The following is a 12,571-nucleotide window of genomic DNA, read 5'->3' on the forward strand; positions in this document are numbered from 1 at the left end:
CCGTGAGTGGGGTCAGGTGAGGTCGGGCGACGTCGTCGGCAGGCCCGTGCCGGCGGCGCGGGCGAGGGCCCGGCGCAGGCCGCGGGCCTTGAGGAGGACCTCGTCGTGCTCGGCGGCCGGGTCCGAGTCCGCGACGATCGCCCCGCCGGCCCCCACGGACCAGCGGCCCCCGGTGAGCACGGCCGTGCGGATCACGACGGACAACGACGTCGTCCCGTCCGCGCTCAGCATCCCCAGCGCCCCGGAGTAGACCCCGCGCGGGGAGGCCTCCCACGCGGCCAGCAGCTCGACGCTGCGTCGCTTCGGCGCGCCCGTCATCGACCCGCCCGGGAACAGCGACCGCACCACGTCCACGGGCTCGACGCCGGCTCGTGCGGTGCCCGTGACGGTGGAGACGAGCTGGTGGACGGTCGCGTAGCTCTCCACCGCCATGAGGGAGGGCACCTGCACGGAGCCGGGCTCGCACACCCGCGAGAGGTCGTTGCGCAGCAGGTCCACGATCATGAGGTTCTCGGCCCGGGTCTTGGGATCGGCGGCGAGCGCGCGGGCGGCCTCGGCGTCCTCGGCCGGGTCGGGCAGGCGGGCGGCCGTGCCCTTGATCGGCTTGGTGCTGTACCGGCCCGCGCGCCCGGCGAGGAACCGCTCGGGGGAGGCCGAGACCACGGCCCACCGGCGGGCACCCGTGCCGTGCTCCAGCAGCGCCGCATACGGGGCCGGCTGGTGCGCGGCGAGCTCGTGGAAGAGGACCAGCGGGTCCACGCGCAGCCCGGGGTCGGCGTCGAAGCGGGTGGTCAGGCACAGCTCGTAGGAGTCGCCGGCGTGCAGCGCGGCGCGGCAGCGGGCGATCTGCTCGGCGTACGCTGCCCGGTCCTCGCGCCACGTGCCCGGCGCCTCCTCATCGGCCCGTGGTCCCGGACCGGCGTCCCGCGGCGGGGGCACGACGACGTCGCCCGACGCCGTCTCGAGAGCGCGGCGGGCCGCGGCGAGGGCGCGGCGCACGTCCCCTGCCCAGCGGTCGGCCCCGGTCTCCGCGGCGGTCGGATCGAGGGAGGCCACGCAGCAGTGCAGCACCCCGGCCGCGTGGTCCGCCACGACGTAGCGGGACGGGCGCACCCAGAACTGCGCGGGCAGGGACGCGGGGTCCTCGGCTCGACGTGAGGGCGGTGTCACCCCCAGATCCGCCAGGCCGAGCTCGTAGCCGAGCCAGCCGACCAGGCCGCCGCGCAGGGGCAGCCCCTCGCCGCCGACCACCGGCCGGGGTGCGGCCGCGGCCGCGAGGTCCGCCCACGCGCGGTCCGGATCGGCGGGGTCGTCGTGCCGGACCAGCCGCGGGCCGGGGGAGGGCGCACGGCCATGCTCCTCGCCGAGCACATCCAGCCCGTCGCCTGCCACGGACCAGCGTGCCTCGGCCGGGTCCGGCAGGGCGGAGTCCAGCCAGAACGACGCGGCCCCGCGCACGACGGCGTGCGCATAGACCGCGGCCACGGCGGTCGCCGCCGTGTGCCCGGCCGCGGCGAGCGCCGCGGCGTCGAGCGTGCGGACGGCGACGTGCAGGGGAGTGGAGGCGTCCTGGGGCGGGGCGGGCGCGGTGGGCATGGCCCCCAGCGTAGGGGTCAGCCCCCGTCCGGATCGCTCCGTACGCTGGCGACGTTCCTGGCGGTGCCGTTCCCCGCGCTGGGCGCGGGCCTGCGGGACGGCAGGTTCCTGGCGTCCCTGCTGGTCCTGAACTTCGTGGTGGTGCCGGCGGTGGTGTTCGGGCTGAGTCGGTTCGTGGCCCACGACGACGCGCTGCTCGTGGGCGTGCTCCTCGTGCTGCTGGCCCCGTGCGTGGACTACGTCATCGCGTTCACCGCGCTCGCGGGCGGGGTGGCCGAGAGGCTGCTGGCGGCCGCTCCGCTGCTTATGCTCGTCCAGCTGGTCGTGCTGCCCGTGCTGCTGCGGGCGTTCGCCGGTCCGGAGGCGGTCGCCGCCGTCGACGCCGGGCCGTTCGTCCGCGCGCTGGTGGTGCTGATCCTGTTGCCGCTCGCGCTCGCGGCGCTGCTCCAGTGGGGTGCGGTGCGCGGCCGCGGTGGGGTGCGGTGCGCGGCGGCCGGGGTGGTGCGCGGGTTCACGGCGGCGATGGTCCCGCTCATGGTCGTCACGCTGTTCACGGTGGTCGCCTCACAGATCCGCGGGGTGGGGGAGCAGCTGCCCGCGCTGGCCGCCGTCGTGCCCCTGTTCGCGGCGTTCGCCGCCGTGACGGTGGCCCTCGGCGTGGTGGCTGCGCGGTGGGCGCGCCTCGACGTGCCCGCCGGGCGGGCGCTCGTGTTCTCGGGCGCGACGCGGAACTCCCTGGTCGTGCTGCCGCTGACCTTGGCCCTGCCGGCGAGCCTGGACCCGGCCCCGCTCGTGGTGGTGACGCAGACGCTCGTGGAGCTCGGGGTGATGGTGAGCCTCGTCCGGCTGGTGCCCCGGCTGCTGCCGCTGCACGGGCAGTCCGCGGGGGCGGGCGCGCGTCGAACCGTGACCTGACCGCCCAGAATGTTGCCTTCCCGTGACCGGAATCACGGTCGCGGGTCGCTATGGTGGGCGACATGAGCCTCTCGTTCGTGTCCTCGGCGCGCCGCCGTCACGGCGGCCTGGCTTCGGCCGCGCTGTTCCATCCGCTGGTCGAGGCGGCCACCGGCGCGCTGCCCGTGATCGACCCCGCCACCGGGCGTCCCGCGTCCGAGGGAGCGGGCGCGGCGCGGACCGAAGCGCCCCGCGCGGCGGGGACCGGTCCTGCACAGGCCGCAGCGGAGGCCGAGCCGTCCACGGAGGCCGGTTCCGCTCGGGGCTGACCGCTCCGCCCCGTCCCTAGAATGGTCCGCATGGCTGGACTGATCGTGCGCAAGGACATCGACCTCGTCCGCGAGCGCACGGATCTGAAGGCCGTCGTGGAGGAGTTCGTCACCCTCCGCTCGGCGGGCGTGGGCTCATTCAAGGGGCTGTGCCCGTTCCACGACGAGCGGACGCCGTCGTTCCACGTGCGCCCCGGCGTGGGCACCTACCACTGCTTCGGCTGCGGCGCGCACGGGGACGTCATCAGCTTCCTGATGGAACTCGAGCACACCACGTTCACGGAGACCGTGGAGCGGCTGGCGTCCCGCGTGGGGGTGGAGCTGCACTACGAGGACGGCGGCACCGGCCCGGACAAGGCGGAGACGGGGCGCCGTCGTCGCCTGTTCGAGGCGAACAAGGTGGCGGACGAGTTCTTCCGTCGGGCCCTCGGCTCGCCTGAGGCCCAGGCCGCCCGCGACTTCCTCACCCAGCGGGGATTCACACAGGAGCACGCGGCGCAGTTCGGCCTCGGATACGCCCCGCAGGGGTGGTCGCATCTGCTGGACCACCTGCGGCAGAAGGGGTTCCGGGACGAGGAGCTGCGCGCCTCCGGGCTGGTGTCCGAGGGGCAGCGCGGCCTGTACGACCGGTTCCGCGGCCGCCTGCTCTGGCCCATCCGGGACATGACCGGCGCGACCATCGGCTTCGGCGCGCGCAAGCTGTACGACGACGACCCCGGGCCCAAGTACCTCAACACCCCCGAGACGCCGCTCTACAAGAAGTCGCAGGTGCTCTACGGGATCGACCTGGCCAAGCGGACGATCGCCAAGGAGCGCCAGCTGGTGCTCGTCGAGGGCTACACGGACGTGATGGCGGCCCACCTGGCCGGTGTCGGGACGGCGGTGGCCACGTGCGGCACCGCGTTCGGCGCGGACCACATCAAGGTGGCCCGCCGCCTGATCTCCGACGACGGCACGGGCGGCGAGGTGATCTTCACCTTCGACGGCGACGAGGCCGGGCAGAAGGCCGCGCTCAAGGCGTTCGACGAGGACCACCGCTTCCTCGCCAAGACGTTCGTGGCCGTGGAGCCCAGCGGCATGGACCCGTGCGATCTGCGCATGCAGAAGGGCGACGAGGCGGTGCGCGCGCTCATCGCCTCGCGGCGCCCGCTCTTCGAGTTCGCGATCCGGGCCGGGCTCAAGGACTACGACCTCGACACCGTGGAGGGCCGCGCCGGTGCCCTGCGCCACGCGGCGCCGATCGTGGCGGGCATCAAGGACGCCGTCCTGCGTCCCGGCTACGAGCGGGAGCTGGCCGGCTGGCTCGGTCTGGACCCGAACGCCGTGCACCGCGCCGTGGTCGCGGCCGGGCGCGCGCCGCGGCGGGGGCCCGAGCCCGAGGCGCGGCCAGCCCTGGCGGACGACGGGCAGGCGATCGGGCCCACGGGCCGCCACGGGGAGGCCGCCGCCCCGGCGCCGCGGATCGTGGTGCCGGTGGATCCGCGCGACCCCGTCGCCCGTCGGGAGCGTGAGTCCCTCGAGGTGGTGCTGCAGCATCCGACCCTGCTCTCCGCGGAGCAGTGGACCGCGCTGTACGCCGCCCGCTTCACGGTCCCGCAGTACGCCGCCGTCCACCAGGGCGTGAAGATGGCCGGGTCGGCGGGGGCGACGCCGCAGCGCTGGGTCGACGCCGTGCGGGACGCCGTGCCCCAGGAGGTGGCCGGCGTCGTCTCCGAGCTGGCGGTCCGCGACCTGCCCGCCCGCACTCCCGAGGATGTGGACCGGTACTGCCGGGACATCATGAACCGCCTGTTCGCCCTGCAGATCGTGCACCGCAAGGAGGAGCTGCTCGGGCGCCTGCAGCGGCTCGGCCCCGAGGGCGACCCCGCCGAGTTCACCCGCCTCAACAGCGAGCTCATGGACCTGGAGGCGCGCCGCCGGGCCCTCCGCGCCGACGACTGACCCCCACCCGTTTTCGTTCGGGAAACGGCGGCCCCAGACGCGCTTTCGTTCGGGAGACGGCGGCCGGCTGGCCGCGCGGCGTCAGTGCTCGTCGACCGTGAGCACCTCACCGGACCTGGCGTCGATCTCGACCTCGGGGCCGTCCGAGCCGTCCTCGCGGTCGAACTCGACCTCCCACTGGAGGGTGCCGTTGTCGTCGTCCAGGTCCATCTTGTCCAGGGTCACCCCGTCACGTCCCTCCCGGGCGGTGTCGAGTGCCTGCTGGGCGGTGACCTCGGCGTCCTTCGCCTTCTGGACGTCCTCGAGATCCGACTCGCGGTCGGTCTCGGTGATGTCGCCGTCGGCGGTGACGTCCAGCTCCTTCACCTCCTCGCCCACCACGACGTCGACCTCCCAGGTCGTGTCGTCATCGTTGGCGTCCACCTCGACGATGATGCCGTCGCCGTGCTTCTCCAGGACCGCGTCGATCACCGCGTAGGCGGGGTCGTCGGCCTGGCCGGTGCCCGAGCCGCTGCTGGCCGCGGCGGCCGTCGACGACGCCGACGACGACGCCGAGGCCGACGTGGTCGAGGCGTCGTCCGTGGCGGGGGTGCTCGCCACTGCCGAGGAGGCGTCGACCTCCGGCGAGACGGAGCCGTCGTCGCCGTTGTCGGCCGTGGTGCCGCAAGCCGCGAGGGCGAGCGCGGCCAGCACGCCCGTGCCGGTCAGGGCGGTCTTACGCGTGAGGGTCGTGATGGTCATGGACACGTCTCTCCTTCGGGTCCGTTCCTGATGATTCTGGGGATGTCCTCGCACGGTAGGCCTGCCGGAGCCGTGCCTGGCAAGGGCCGCCGGTCCCCGGGGGCGGGCAGGGCGACGACGGCGCCCCGCGGCCGGGTGGCACGCGGGCGGGGGCTCTGGTAGAGTTCCATCCGTTGTCCGAACGGCTCCGGCGGTTCGCGGCACATTCCCCCGTAGCTCAACGGCAGAGCATTCGACTGTTAATCGAAGGGTTGTTGGTTCGAATCCAACCGGGGGAGCCGAGCAGAGGCCCCTGCACCGACCATGTCGGTGTGGGGGCTTCTTCGTGCCTGGAGGATGACCGGGCCGAGCAGCTCCGCGAGCGTGATGTCGAAGACCTCCGCGATGGTGGCCAGCTCCTCCAACGTAAAGGCCACCCGCGCGCGAAGCCGGTGTGAGATGCCGCTCTGTGAGACGCCGAGCGCTGCTGCTAGGGCGTGTCTGACAATGCCTTCGACCACGCGAGCACAGCATTCAGGACCACAGCGGCCCTGTAGACGATCGCGTACTTGTCATACCGGGTCGCCAGACCCCGCCACTGCTTCAGGTGCGCGTACTGGCGCTCGATGACATTGCGGCCCTTGTAGGCGGCCGCGTCGAGGCCAATGGGGCGCCCGCCGCGGGCACCGCGCCGTCTGCGGTGGCCCTGCTGGTCGGCTGGTTCGGGGATGACCGCTTTGATCCCACGGGCGCGTAGGTGGGTGCGGATCGCCCGGGAGGAGTACGCCTTGTCGCCCAGCACGGCCTCGGGGCGGGTCCGGGGCTGCCCTACTGGCCGGGTCACGCGCAGCTGCTCCAAAAGAGGAAGCAGCATCGGGGAGTCCCCTGCCTGGCCGGGGGTGATCAGGCTGACCAGCGGCAGCCCGGTCCCATCGACGAGCTGATGGATCTTCGTGCTCAGCCCGCCACGGGAGCGCCCGATGCCGTGATCGGCCGGCTCCTCACGCGGATTCTTGTAGTTCGATCCATCCCCCTGTGTGGCGGGTGATGTTCGTCGCGTGCTGGTGGGCGCGGGCGATCGTGGAGTCCACCGAGACCGACCAATCGATCAGGCCTTCGGCGTCAGCGGCGGCGGTCAGCGTGGCCAGCACCGTGTCCCAGGTGCCTTTTTCGGCCAAGCGCCGATGCCAGGTCCACACGGTCTGCCAGGGCCCGTAGACCTCGGGCAGATCCCTCCAAGCGATTCCGCACCGGTACCGGTAGATGATCGCCTCCACCATGGTGCGGGCGTCGGCGAACGGCCTGCCGGCGCGGCCGGTCCGGGTCGGGAGCATCGGGGCGATCAACTCCCATTGGGTGTCAGAGAGCATCTGGAACCGGGACATGTCCCCAGGGTCTCAGCTGACTCGTGCATCTATTCTCAGACACGCCCTAGTTGCGCGGACCTCCTGGGATCGGGCCATGGTGCCGGCCGCTTGCCGGGCGGCACCCCGACAAGGGTACACGTTATGCTGTACCGTTCTAGGCATGAGCACCACGACCCTCACTCATGTCTCGGCGTTGTCCCGACTGGGCCATGCCCTCTCTGATGACACCCGGACCCGGATCCTGCTGGCCCTGCGTGATGGGCCGGCCCGCCCGTCGGCGCTGGCCGGGGAGCTGGGGGTGTCCAAGCAGGTGATGTCCAACCAGTTGGCCTGCCTGCGCGGCTGCGGGCTGGTGACCACTACCGCCGAGGGCCGCAACGTCTGGTACGCCCTGGCCGACCCCCGGCTGGGCCAGACCCTTGGGGAGCTGCTGGAGTTGACGCTGACCATCGACCCGGATTGCTGCTCCGCTGCGGGATGCACCTGCGCATGAGCACCCTCACGCTGAGCTCCAAGCCCCTCACGGACGACCGCCGTGCGGTCCTGCACCGCCGGATCCGCTGGATCGTGGCCGGAACCATCACCTACAACGTGATCGAGGCGGCCATCGCCCTGGCCGCCGGCACCGTGGCCTCGTCCTCCGCGTTGATCGGCTTCGGCTTGGACTCCATCGTGGAGGTCCTCTCCGCCGCCGCGGTGGCCTGGCAGTTCGCCACCCCGGACCCGCACCGCCGGGAGAAGGTGGCGCTGCGCCTGATCGCCTTCTCCTTCTTCGGCTTGGCCGCCTTCATCACCGTCGACGCCGTGCGCACCCTGTTCGGGGCCGGGCAACCGGAGCATTCCACGGTGGGGATCGTGCTGGCCGCCGTGAGCTTGGCCATCATGCCGTTCCTGTCCTGGTTCGAGCGGCGCACTGGCCGCGAACTCGGGTCCGCCTCCGCGGTGGCCGACTCCAAACAGACCCTGATCTGCACCTACCTCTCGGCGGTCCTGCTGGTGGGCCTGGTCCTCAACAGCACCCTGGGCTGGACCTGGGCCGACCCAGTCGCGGCCCTGGTGATCGCCGCCGTCGCCCTCAAGGAAGGGGTGGAGGCCTGGCGCGGGGATGCCTGCTGCACCCCCGCCTCCGCGCTGATCGCCGGGGACCAGAACGAGAAGGACGGCGATGGCTGCGGGGCGGATTGCGCCTGCTGTGCGCATTGAGCGTGCCTTCAGTATCGCCGGACAGGATGGTGACGTTAAGCTGATGATTCATCGAGTGGAAGAGACCCCGGTATGAGCGGACACGATCATTCCCATGCTCTTCCGGCGGCGGGCCGGCGGGGCCGGCTGGCCGTGGTCTTCTCCATCACCGCGACGATCATGGTCGCCGAGGTCATCGGCGCGCTGGCTTCGGGCAGTCTGGCCCTGCTGGCCGACGCCGGGCACATGTTTACTGACTCAGCCGGGTTGCTGATCGCCCTGACCGCCGCGACCCTGGCGCTGCGCCCGGCCACGGACAAGCGCACCTGGGGGTACAAGCGCGCCGAGATCATCGCCGCGGCCGCGCAGGCCGCGGTGCTGCTGGCCGTGGGCGGCTTCGTAGCCGTGGAGGGCGTACGCCGGCTCATCGAACCCCCCGAGGTCGAATCCACCGCGATGCTCTGGTTCGGGGTGATCGGTTTGGCTGGCAACCTCATCGGTCTGGCGATCCTGGCCTCTTCCCGAGGTGAGAACCTGAACATGAAGGCCGCGTTCCTGGAGGTACTCAACGACGCCCTGGGATCGGTCGCAGTGATCGTTTCGGCGATCGTGATCGCCACCACCGGCTGGAATCGCGCCGATGCGGTGGTGTCCCTGTTGATCGCCGCACTGATCGTGCCCAGAGCCCTGATCCTGCTTCGCGACACCATCGACGTACTCATGGAGACCACCCCCAAGGGCTTGGACCTGGAGGCGGTCCGCATCCGGCTATCGGAGCTGCCGCACGTGCTGGAGGTCCATGACCTGCACGCTTCACGCATCGACTCCGACACCCCCGTGCTCTCCGCGCACGTCACCGTGCACAACGGCTGCCTGACCGCCGCGCACCTGGGCACTGTGCTGACCGACCTGCAACGGTGCGTGGCCCAGGATTTCCAAGTACCCATCGAACACTCCACCTTCCAAATCGAACCGGCCACCCACCCCCACACTGAGACCCTCCACCCCTGACCCACCCCTGCATCCCAGCCCCAGCTCATTCCCACCCCGACGGCAGGGTGCCGTCGCCACCGACCGAAACGGATCCCTTCGTGAGCACACCGACCCGCAATCCGACCCCCTCTGATCCGTCAACACCGGGCACCACATCCCGCAAGGCCAAGACCATCGTCTGGGTCGTACTGGCCGCTGTGGTGCTGGCCGGGCTGATCGTCGGAGTGGTGGCCGCCAGCGGCCCCCGCGACGCCGCCCCCCAGGGCTCCGGGCAAACTGCCTCCTCCGGGACCGGGCAGAGCGCCCCCTCGGAGGCCACGCCGGTGATGCGCCCAGACAGCCGGGTACTGTCCAAGGCCCCGAACGAGCAGGCCGTGCTGGTGGAGTTCCTGGACTTCGAGTGCGAGGGCTGCAAGGCCGCCTACCCGGTCGTGGAAGAACTGCGCGCCGAGTACGCCGACACGGTGACCTTTGTGCACCGCTACTTCCCGCTGCCCGGACATCCCAACTCGATGACCGCCGCCGTAGCCGTGGAAGCCGCCGGCCAGCAGGGACAGTACGAGGCGATGTATCAGCAGATGTTCGACACCCAGGAGCAGTGGAGCCATACCACTGAGGACCGGAGCCCGGTGTTCCGCGGTTACGCCGAGGATCTCGGCCTGGACATGGCCGCCTACGATGCCGCGGTGGCTGACCCGGCCACCCGCGACCGCATCGAGGCCGACGTGGCCGACGGGACCGCGCTGGGCGTGCAGGGCACCCCGACCTTCTTCCTGGACGGACAGATGCTCACTCTGAACACCCTCGAGCAGTTCCGCGCCGAGGTCGACGCCGCCGCCACGACGGACTGACCGGGCCCATGAGTGTCCCCGACACCGACACCAATTCACCCGTGACGATCCCCACGACCACCACCGACCGCCCTGCCGGTACCGGGCAGGCCTCCGACGTAGCGGGGATACCGACTGTCGCCCGGCACCGTCCGTTCGGCCTGGTGCTGTTGATCACCGGGGTGGTCGGCTGGGTGGCCTCGGCGATCCTGGTGCTCGAACGCCTGGAGCTGTACGAGGATGCCGGGTACATCACCAGCTGTGACATCAACCCCTGGGTGTCTTGCGGGAAGGTGATGGGGACCTGGCAGTCCGAGCTGTTCGGCTTCCCCAACCCGTTGATCGGCATCGTGGCGTTCGCCGTGGTCATCACCACCGCCATGGTGACCCTCTCCGGGGCGAGCCCCGGGCGCTGGTACTGGGCCGGCCTGCAGGCCGGGGTCACCGCCGGCACGGTGTTCACCATCTGGCTGTGGTCCCAGGCGTTGTTCGAGATCCACATCCTGTGCCTGTACTGCATGATCGTGTGGGCGGCGATGATCCCGCTGTTCATCCTGCTCACCGTGCGCAACCTCGCCCACGGCGTGATCCCCGCGCACGCCGCGGTGGTGCGGTTCTCCGCCGGCTGGGCCGGAACCCTGGTGGCCATCGCCTATGTGGCCGTGGCCGCCTCGGTGTTCTGGACCTTCTTCCCGGCCCTCACCGGTTACTGACACACCAGCCGCACTACGGCCCGCCCACGCGCCCGCAACGAGGAGAAACCACACCATGGCCAAGACCGACGTGCTAGTGATCGGCGCCCGCCAAGCAGGGCTGGCGCTCGGGCACTACCTGAGGCGTGAGGAGCCGAGCTGTCGGCAAAGCCGGACACAGGTTGGGAAACCGAGAAGGGCAGGCAGTAGGTTCCTTGTCCAACAGGCCCTCTACCGCCACGTCGCGACAACCGGGCAGCTCCGTGAGGATGGAGGCAAGGTCCTCGCCCGGAAAGGAAGTACATGATCGGCTGGCTGGAGCGGTGGCAGATTCCCTTGTACCTGGTTGCCCTGGGAGCCGGTGCCGCTTGCGGAAGCGGCATAACCGAACCGACACCGTGTCCACGATCAAGGGCCAAGGCCCCACTCCTACTCCGGCCTCACCTGACCCCGCTCCGGCACCACCACCGCGGCCGAAGTCGCCGACGTTTGATCGCCTCGATGAAGGGAAATTCGCTGTGCCGCCGATCGACCAGTGGGTCACGTTCGAACCCCTCACCGGCTCACCCGTCGGCATCGCCGCTCTGCTGTTCGCGGCACTGTATCTGCGAGGAGCGATCTGGATGTGGCGAAACAGGCGCCGTTGGGCGATCGCCCGCACAGCATCGTTCCTGATCGGGTGCGCCCTGATCTTCGCTATCACGATGTTCGGTGTGAACCGTCTCGCGACGGAATCCATCACAGCGCTGGTGTTCCAGCAGATCACCCTGCTGACCGTCGTTCCGCCGCTCCTCATCGCAGGGTCACCCGGGCTGCTGCTCCTGCGCAGCACACCGCACACCGGCCTCGGGCGTCTCGTGCTCCGTGCCGCGCACGGGGGACTGCGCTCACGATTCTGGAGCGCCGCACTGCACCCTGTGGTCGCCATCGTCATTGCGATACTGCTGTACCCGGTCCTCTACCTGACCGACGCGATCAGCGTCATCATGCGCATCCCCTTCGGCCAGGACGCCTTGCTCTTCGTCATCCTCGTCCTCGGCATCGTCTCGGCAACACCGCTATGGTCCTCCGATCCGCTACCGCGCCAACCCTCCTTCGCCGCACGATTCGTCGATATCGCCGTCGAGATCCAGATCCACGCCATTTTCGGCCTGATCCTGCTCCGTACCGCCACACCGCTGTTCAGCGCATACGCCACCCCCACAGGCAGCCATGACCCCGTCATCGACCAGGCGATCGCCGGCACGCTGGTATGGACCTACGCGGAGCTGCCGATGTTCGTAGTGCTCATCGTCTGCCTGTCCCGCTGGCGAGCCCGCGACGTGCGCACCTCGAGACAGCGACAGAAAGCCGAGGACGCCGAACTCGACTCTTACAACGAGTACCTCGCCAGCCTCTCCCGAAGACGGAACGAGAGCTAGGGCATGTCTGACAATCGTTTGGACCACGCGAGCACAGCGTTCAACACCACGGCGGCCCGGTAGACGATCGCGTACTTGTCGTACCGGGTTGCCAGGCCCCGCCATTGCTTCAGGTGCGCGTACTGGCGCTCGATCACGTTCCGGCCCTTGTAAGCCTGCGAGTCCAGGCCCACGGGACGGCCACCGGCCGAGCCGCGGCGCCTGCGGTGGCCCTGCTGATCCGCCGGCTCGGGGATCACGGCTTTGATCCGGCGGGCACGCAGGTGGGTGCGGATCGCCCGGGAGGAGTACGCCTTGTCGCCCAGCACCGCCTCGGGGCGGGTCCGGGGCCGCCCTACCGGCCGTGCCACGCGCAGCCGCCCCAGCAGCGGCAGCAGCATCGGGGAGTCCCCGGCTTGGCCGGGGGTGATCAGGCTGACCAGCGGCAGCCCGGTCCCATCGACGAGCTGATGGATCTTCGTGCTCAGCCCTCCCCGGGATGTCAAGGGCCATTGAGTTCTGCCCATAGGCGGCCAGTGTTTCTTCCCGCTGGTGGCCATCAGAACTGCCCACTGGTGGCCAGCTGGTTTGCCCGTTTGGGTGGTGGTGCTGGCCACCGTGATGGGA

General features: G+C 70.8%; 14 protein-coding genes, 1 tRNA gene and 1 pseudogene. 11 read left to right on the plus strand and 5 right to left on the minus strand.

The features are described from left to right. Nucleotides 1-12: 12 nt before the first annotated feature. Nucleotides 13-1,596 (minus strand): anthranilate synthase component I family protein, encoded by a 1,584-nt coding sequence (locus O3T09_RS06230; protein ID WP_129866888.1) that lies wholly within the window; start codon nucleotides 1,594-1,596, stop codon nucleotides 13-15. Here O3T09_RS06230 and O3T09_RS06235 point away from each other — a divergent pair. The 3 genes from O3T09_RS06235 (at nucleotide 1,570) to dnaG (ending at nucleotide 4,760) form a co-directional block, all read left to right on the plus strand. Continuing rightward, nucleotides 1,570-2,511, plus strand: a complete 942-nt coding sequence (locus O3T09_RS06235) for an arsenic resistance protein (RefSeq protein ID WP_373271566.1) — start codon at nucleotides 1,570-1,572, stop codon at nucleotides 2,509-2,511. The two genes, O3T09_RS06230 and O3T09_RS06235, sit on opposite strands and share 27 nt — an antisense overlap. A 62-nt stretch (nucleotides 2,512-2,573) precedes the next feature. Continuing rightward, nucleotides 2,574-2,819, plus strand: a complete 246-nt coding sequence (locus tag O3T09_RS06240) for a hypothetical protein (protein ID WP_070708491.1) — start codon at nucleotides 2,574-2,576, stop codon at nucleotides 2,817-2,819. Nucleotides 2,820-2,849: 30 nt separating this feature from the next. Next, nucleotides 2,850-4,760, plus strand: coding sequence for a DNA primase (dnaG, locus tag O3T09_RS06245; RefSeq protein ID WP_102708158.1), 1,911 nt, complete (start codon nucleotides 2,850-2,852; stop codon nucleotides 4,758-4,760). Nucleotides 4,761-4,841: 81 nt separating this feature from the next. On the opposite strand, the gene O3T09_RS06250 is transcribed toward dnaG, so the two are convergent. Then, a complete protein-coding gene (locus tag O3T09_RS06250; RefSeq protein ID WP_070709229.1) occupies nucleotides 4,842-5,501 on the minus strand; it encodes a PepSY domain-containing protein in 660 nt (219 codons plus the stop codon). A 206-nt stretch (nucleotides 5,502-5,707) separates the two neighbouring features. On the opposite strand from O3T09_RS06250, the gene O3T09_RS06255 reads away from it, so the two are divergent. Continuing rightward, a tRNA-Asn gene (locus O3T09_RS06255) sits at nucleotides 5,708-5,779 on the plus strand. Here the strand turns inward: O3T09_RS06255 and O3T09_RS11885 are convergent. After that, on the minus strand, nucleotides 5,741-6,001 hold the full coding sequence (locus O3T09_RS11885; protein ID WP_083325321.1) for a helix-turn-helix domain-containing protein: 261 nt from the start codon (nucleotides 5,999-6,001) through the stop codon (nucleotides 5,741-5,743). The two genes, O3T09_RS06255 and O3T09_RS11885, sit on opposite strands and share 39 nt — an antisense overlap. Then, a protein-coding gene (locus O3T09_RS06260) for an IS5 family transposase (protein ID WP_102708157.1) occupies nucleotides 5,971-6,865 on the minus strand; the annotation gives its coding sequence in 2 pieces (ribosomal slippage) (nucleotides 5,971-6,507 and nucleotides 6,509-6,865; 894 coding nt in all). The genes O3T09_RS11885 and O3T09_RS06260 overlap by 31 nt, the downstream gene beginning before the upstream one ends. Before the next feature lie 142 nt (nucleotides 6,866-7,007). Here O3T09_RS06260 and O3T09_RS06265 point away from each other — a divergent pair. The 7 genes from O3T09_RS06265 to O3T09_RS06295 all read left to right on the plus strand — a co-directional run bounded on the left by O3T09_RS06265 (nucleotide 7,008) and on the right by O3T09_RS06295 (nucleotide 11,965). Continuing rightward, nucleotides 7,008-7,340, plus strand: coding sequence for an ArsR/SmtB family transcription factor (locus O3T09_RS06265; protein WP_020628509.1), 333 nt, complete (start codon nucleotides 7,008-7,010; stop codon nucleotides 7,338-7,340). Next, complete coding sequence (locus O3T09_RS06270; RefSeq protein WP_036317504.1) at nucleotides 7,337-8,050, plus strand: cation diffusion facilitator family transporter; 714 nt, start codon at nucleotides 7,337-7,339, stop codon at nucleotides 8,048-8,050. The genes O3T09_RS06265 and O3T09_RS06270 overlap by 4 nt, the downstream gene beginning before the upstream one ends. A gap of 72 nt (nucleotides 8,051-8,122) precedes the next feature. Continuing rightward, nucleotides 8,123-9,040 carry a cation diffusion facilitator family transporter gene (locus O3T09_RS06275; protein WP_041102741.1) on the plus strand — a complete coding sequence of 306 codons (918 nt, stop codon included), beginning with the start codon at nucleotides 8,123-8,125 and terminating at the stop codon, nucleotides 9,038-9,040. An 80-nt stretch (nucleotides 9,041-9,120) separates the two neighbouring features. Beyond that, nucleotides 9,121-9,873 (plus strand): DsbA family protein, encoded by a 753-nt coding sequence (locus O3T09_RS06280; RefSeq protein ID WP_036317487.1) that lies wholly within the window; start codon nucleotides 9,121-9,123, stop codon nucleotides 9,871-9,873. Between the two features lie 8 nt (nucleotides 9,874-9,881). Continuing rightward, nucleotides 9,882-10,565, plus strand: coding sequence for a vitamin K epoxide reductase family protein (locus O3T09_RS06285; protein ID WP_080695921.1), 684 nt, complete (start codon nucleotides 9,882-9,884; stop codon nucleotides 10,563-10,565). 55 nt (nucleotides 10,566-10,620) lie between these two features. After that, entirely contained in the window at nucleotides 10,621-10,851 is a 231-nt protein-coding gene (locus O3T09_RS06290) for a hypothetical protein (RefSeq protein WP_168167992.1), read from the plus strand. Between the two features lie 211 nt (nucleotides 10,852-11,062). Continuing rightward, nucleotides 11,063-11,965: a cytochrome c oxidase assembly protein gene (locus O3T09_RS06295; protein ID WP_036317477.1), complete on the plus strand. Its 903-nt coding sequence runs from the start codon at nucleotides 11,063-11,065 to the stop codon at nucleotides 11,963-11,965. On the opposite strand, the pseudogene O3T09_RS06300 reads toward O3T09_RS06295, so the two are convergent. Beyond that, a pseudogene (locus O3T09_RS06300) lies at nucleotides 11,962-12,444 on the minus strand (IS5 family transposase); the annotation flags it as partial. The gene O3T09_RS06295 and the pseudogene O3T09_RS06300 sit on opposite strands and share 4 nt — an antisense overlap. Nucleotides 12,445-12,571: the final 127 nt, after the last annotated feature.

This window comes from Micrococcus sp. H39-S4 (genome assembly GCF_027158145.1).
In the GTDB taxonomy this organism is placed as follows: Bacteria; Actinomycetota; Actinomycetes; order Actinomycetales; family Micrococcaceae; genus Micrococcus; species Micrococcus luteus.

Coding starts and splice junctions, on each gene's coding strand:
- O3T09_RS06230 (WP_129866888.1), bottom strand. CDS start 1,596: ATGCCCACCGCGCCCGCCCCGCCCCAGGACGCCTCCACTCCCCTGCAC.
- O3T09_RS06240 (WP_070708491.1), top strand. CDS start 2,574: ATGAGCCTCTCGTTCGTGTCCTCGGCGCGCCGCCGTCACGGCGGCCTG.
- dnaG (WP_102708158.1), top strand. CDS start 2,850: ATGGCTGGACTGATCGTGCGCAAGGACATCGACCTCGTCCGCGAGCGC.
- O3T09_RS06250 (WP_070709229.1), bottom strand. CDS start 5,501: ATGACCATCACGACCCTCACGCGTAAGACCGCCCTGACCGGCACGGGC.
- O3T09_RS06265 (WP_020628509.1), top strand. CDS start 7,008: ATGAGCACCACGACCCTCACTCATGTCTCGGCGTTGTCCCGACTGGGC.
- O3T09_RS06270 (WP_036317504.1), top strand. CDS start 7,337: ATGAGCACCCTCACGCTGAGCTCCAAGCCCCTCACGGACGACCGCCGT.
- O3T09_RS06275 (WP_041102741.1), top strand. CDS start 8,123: ATGAGCGGACACGATCATTCCCATGCTCTTCCGGCGGCGGGCCGGCGG.
- O3T09_RS06285 (WP_080695921.1), top strand. CDS start 9,882: ATGAGTGTCCCCGACACCGACACCAATTCACCCGTGACGATCCCCACG.
- O3T09_RS06290 (WP_168167992.1), top strand. CDS start 10,621: ATGGCCAAGACCGACGTGCTAGTGATCGGCGCCCGCCAAGCAGGGCTG.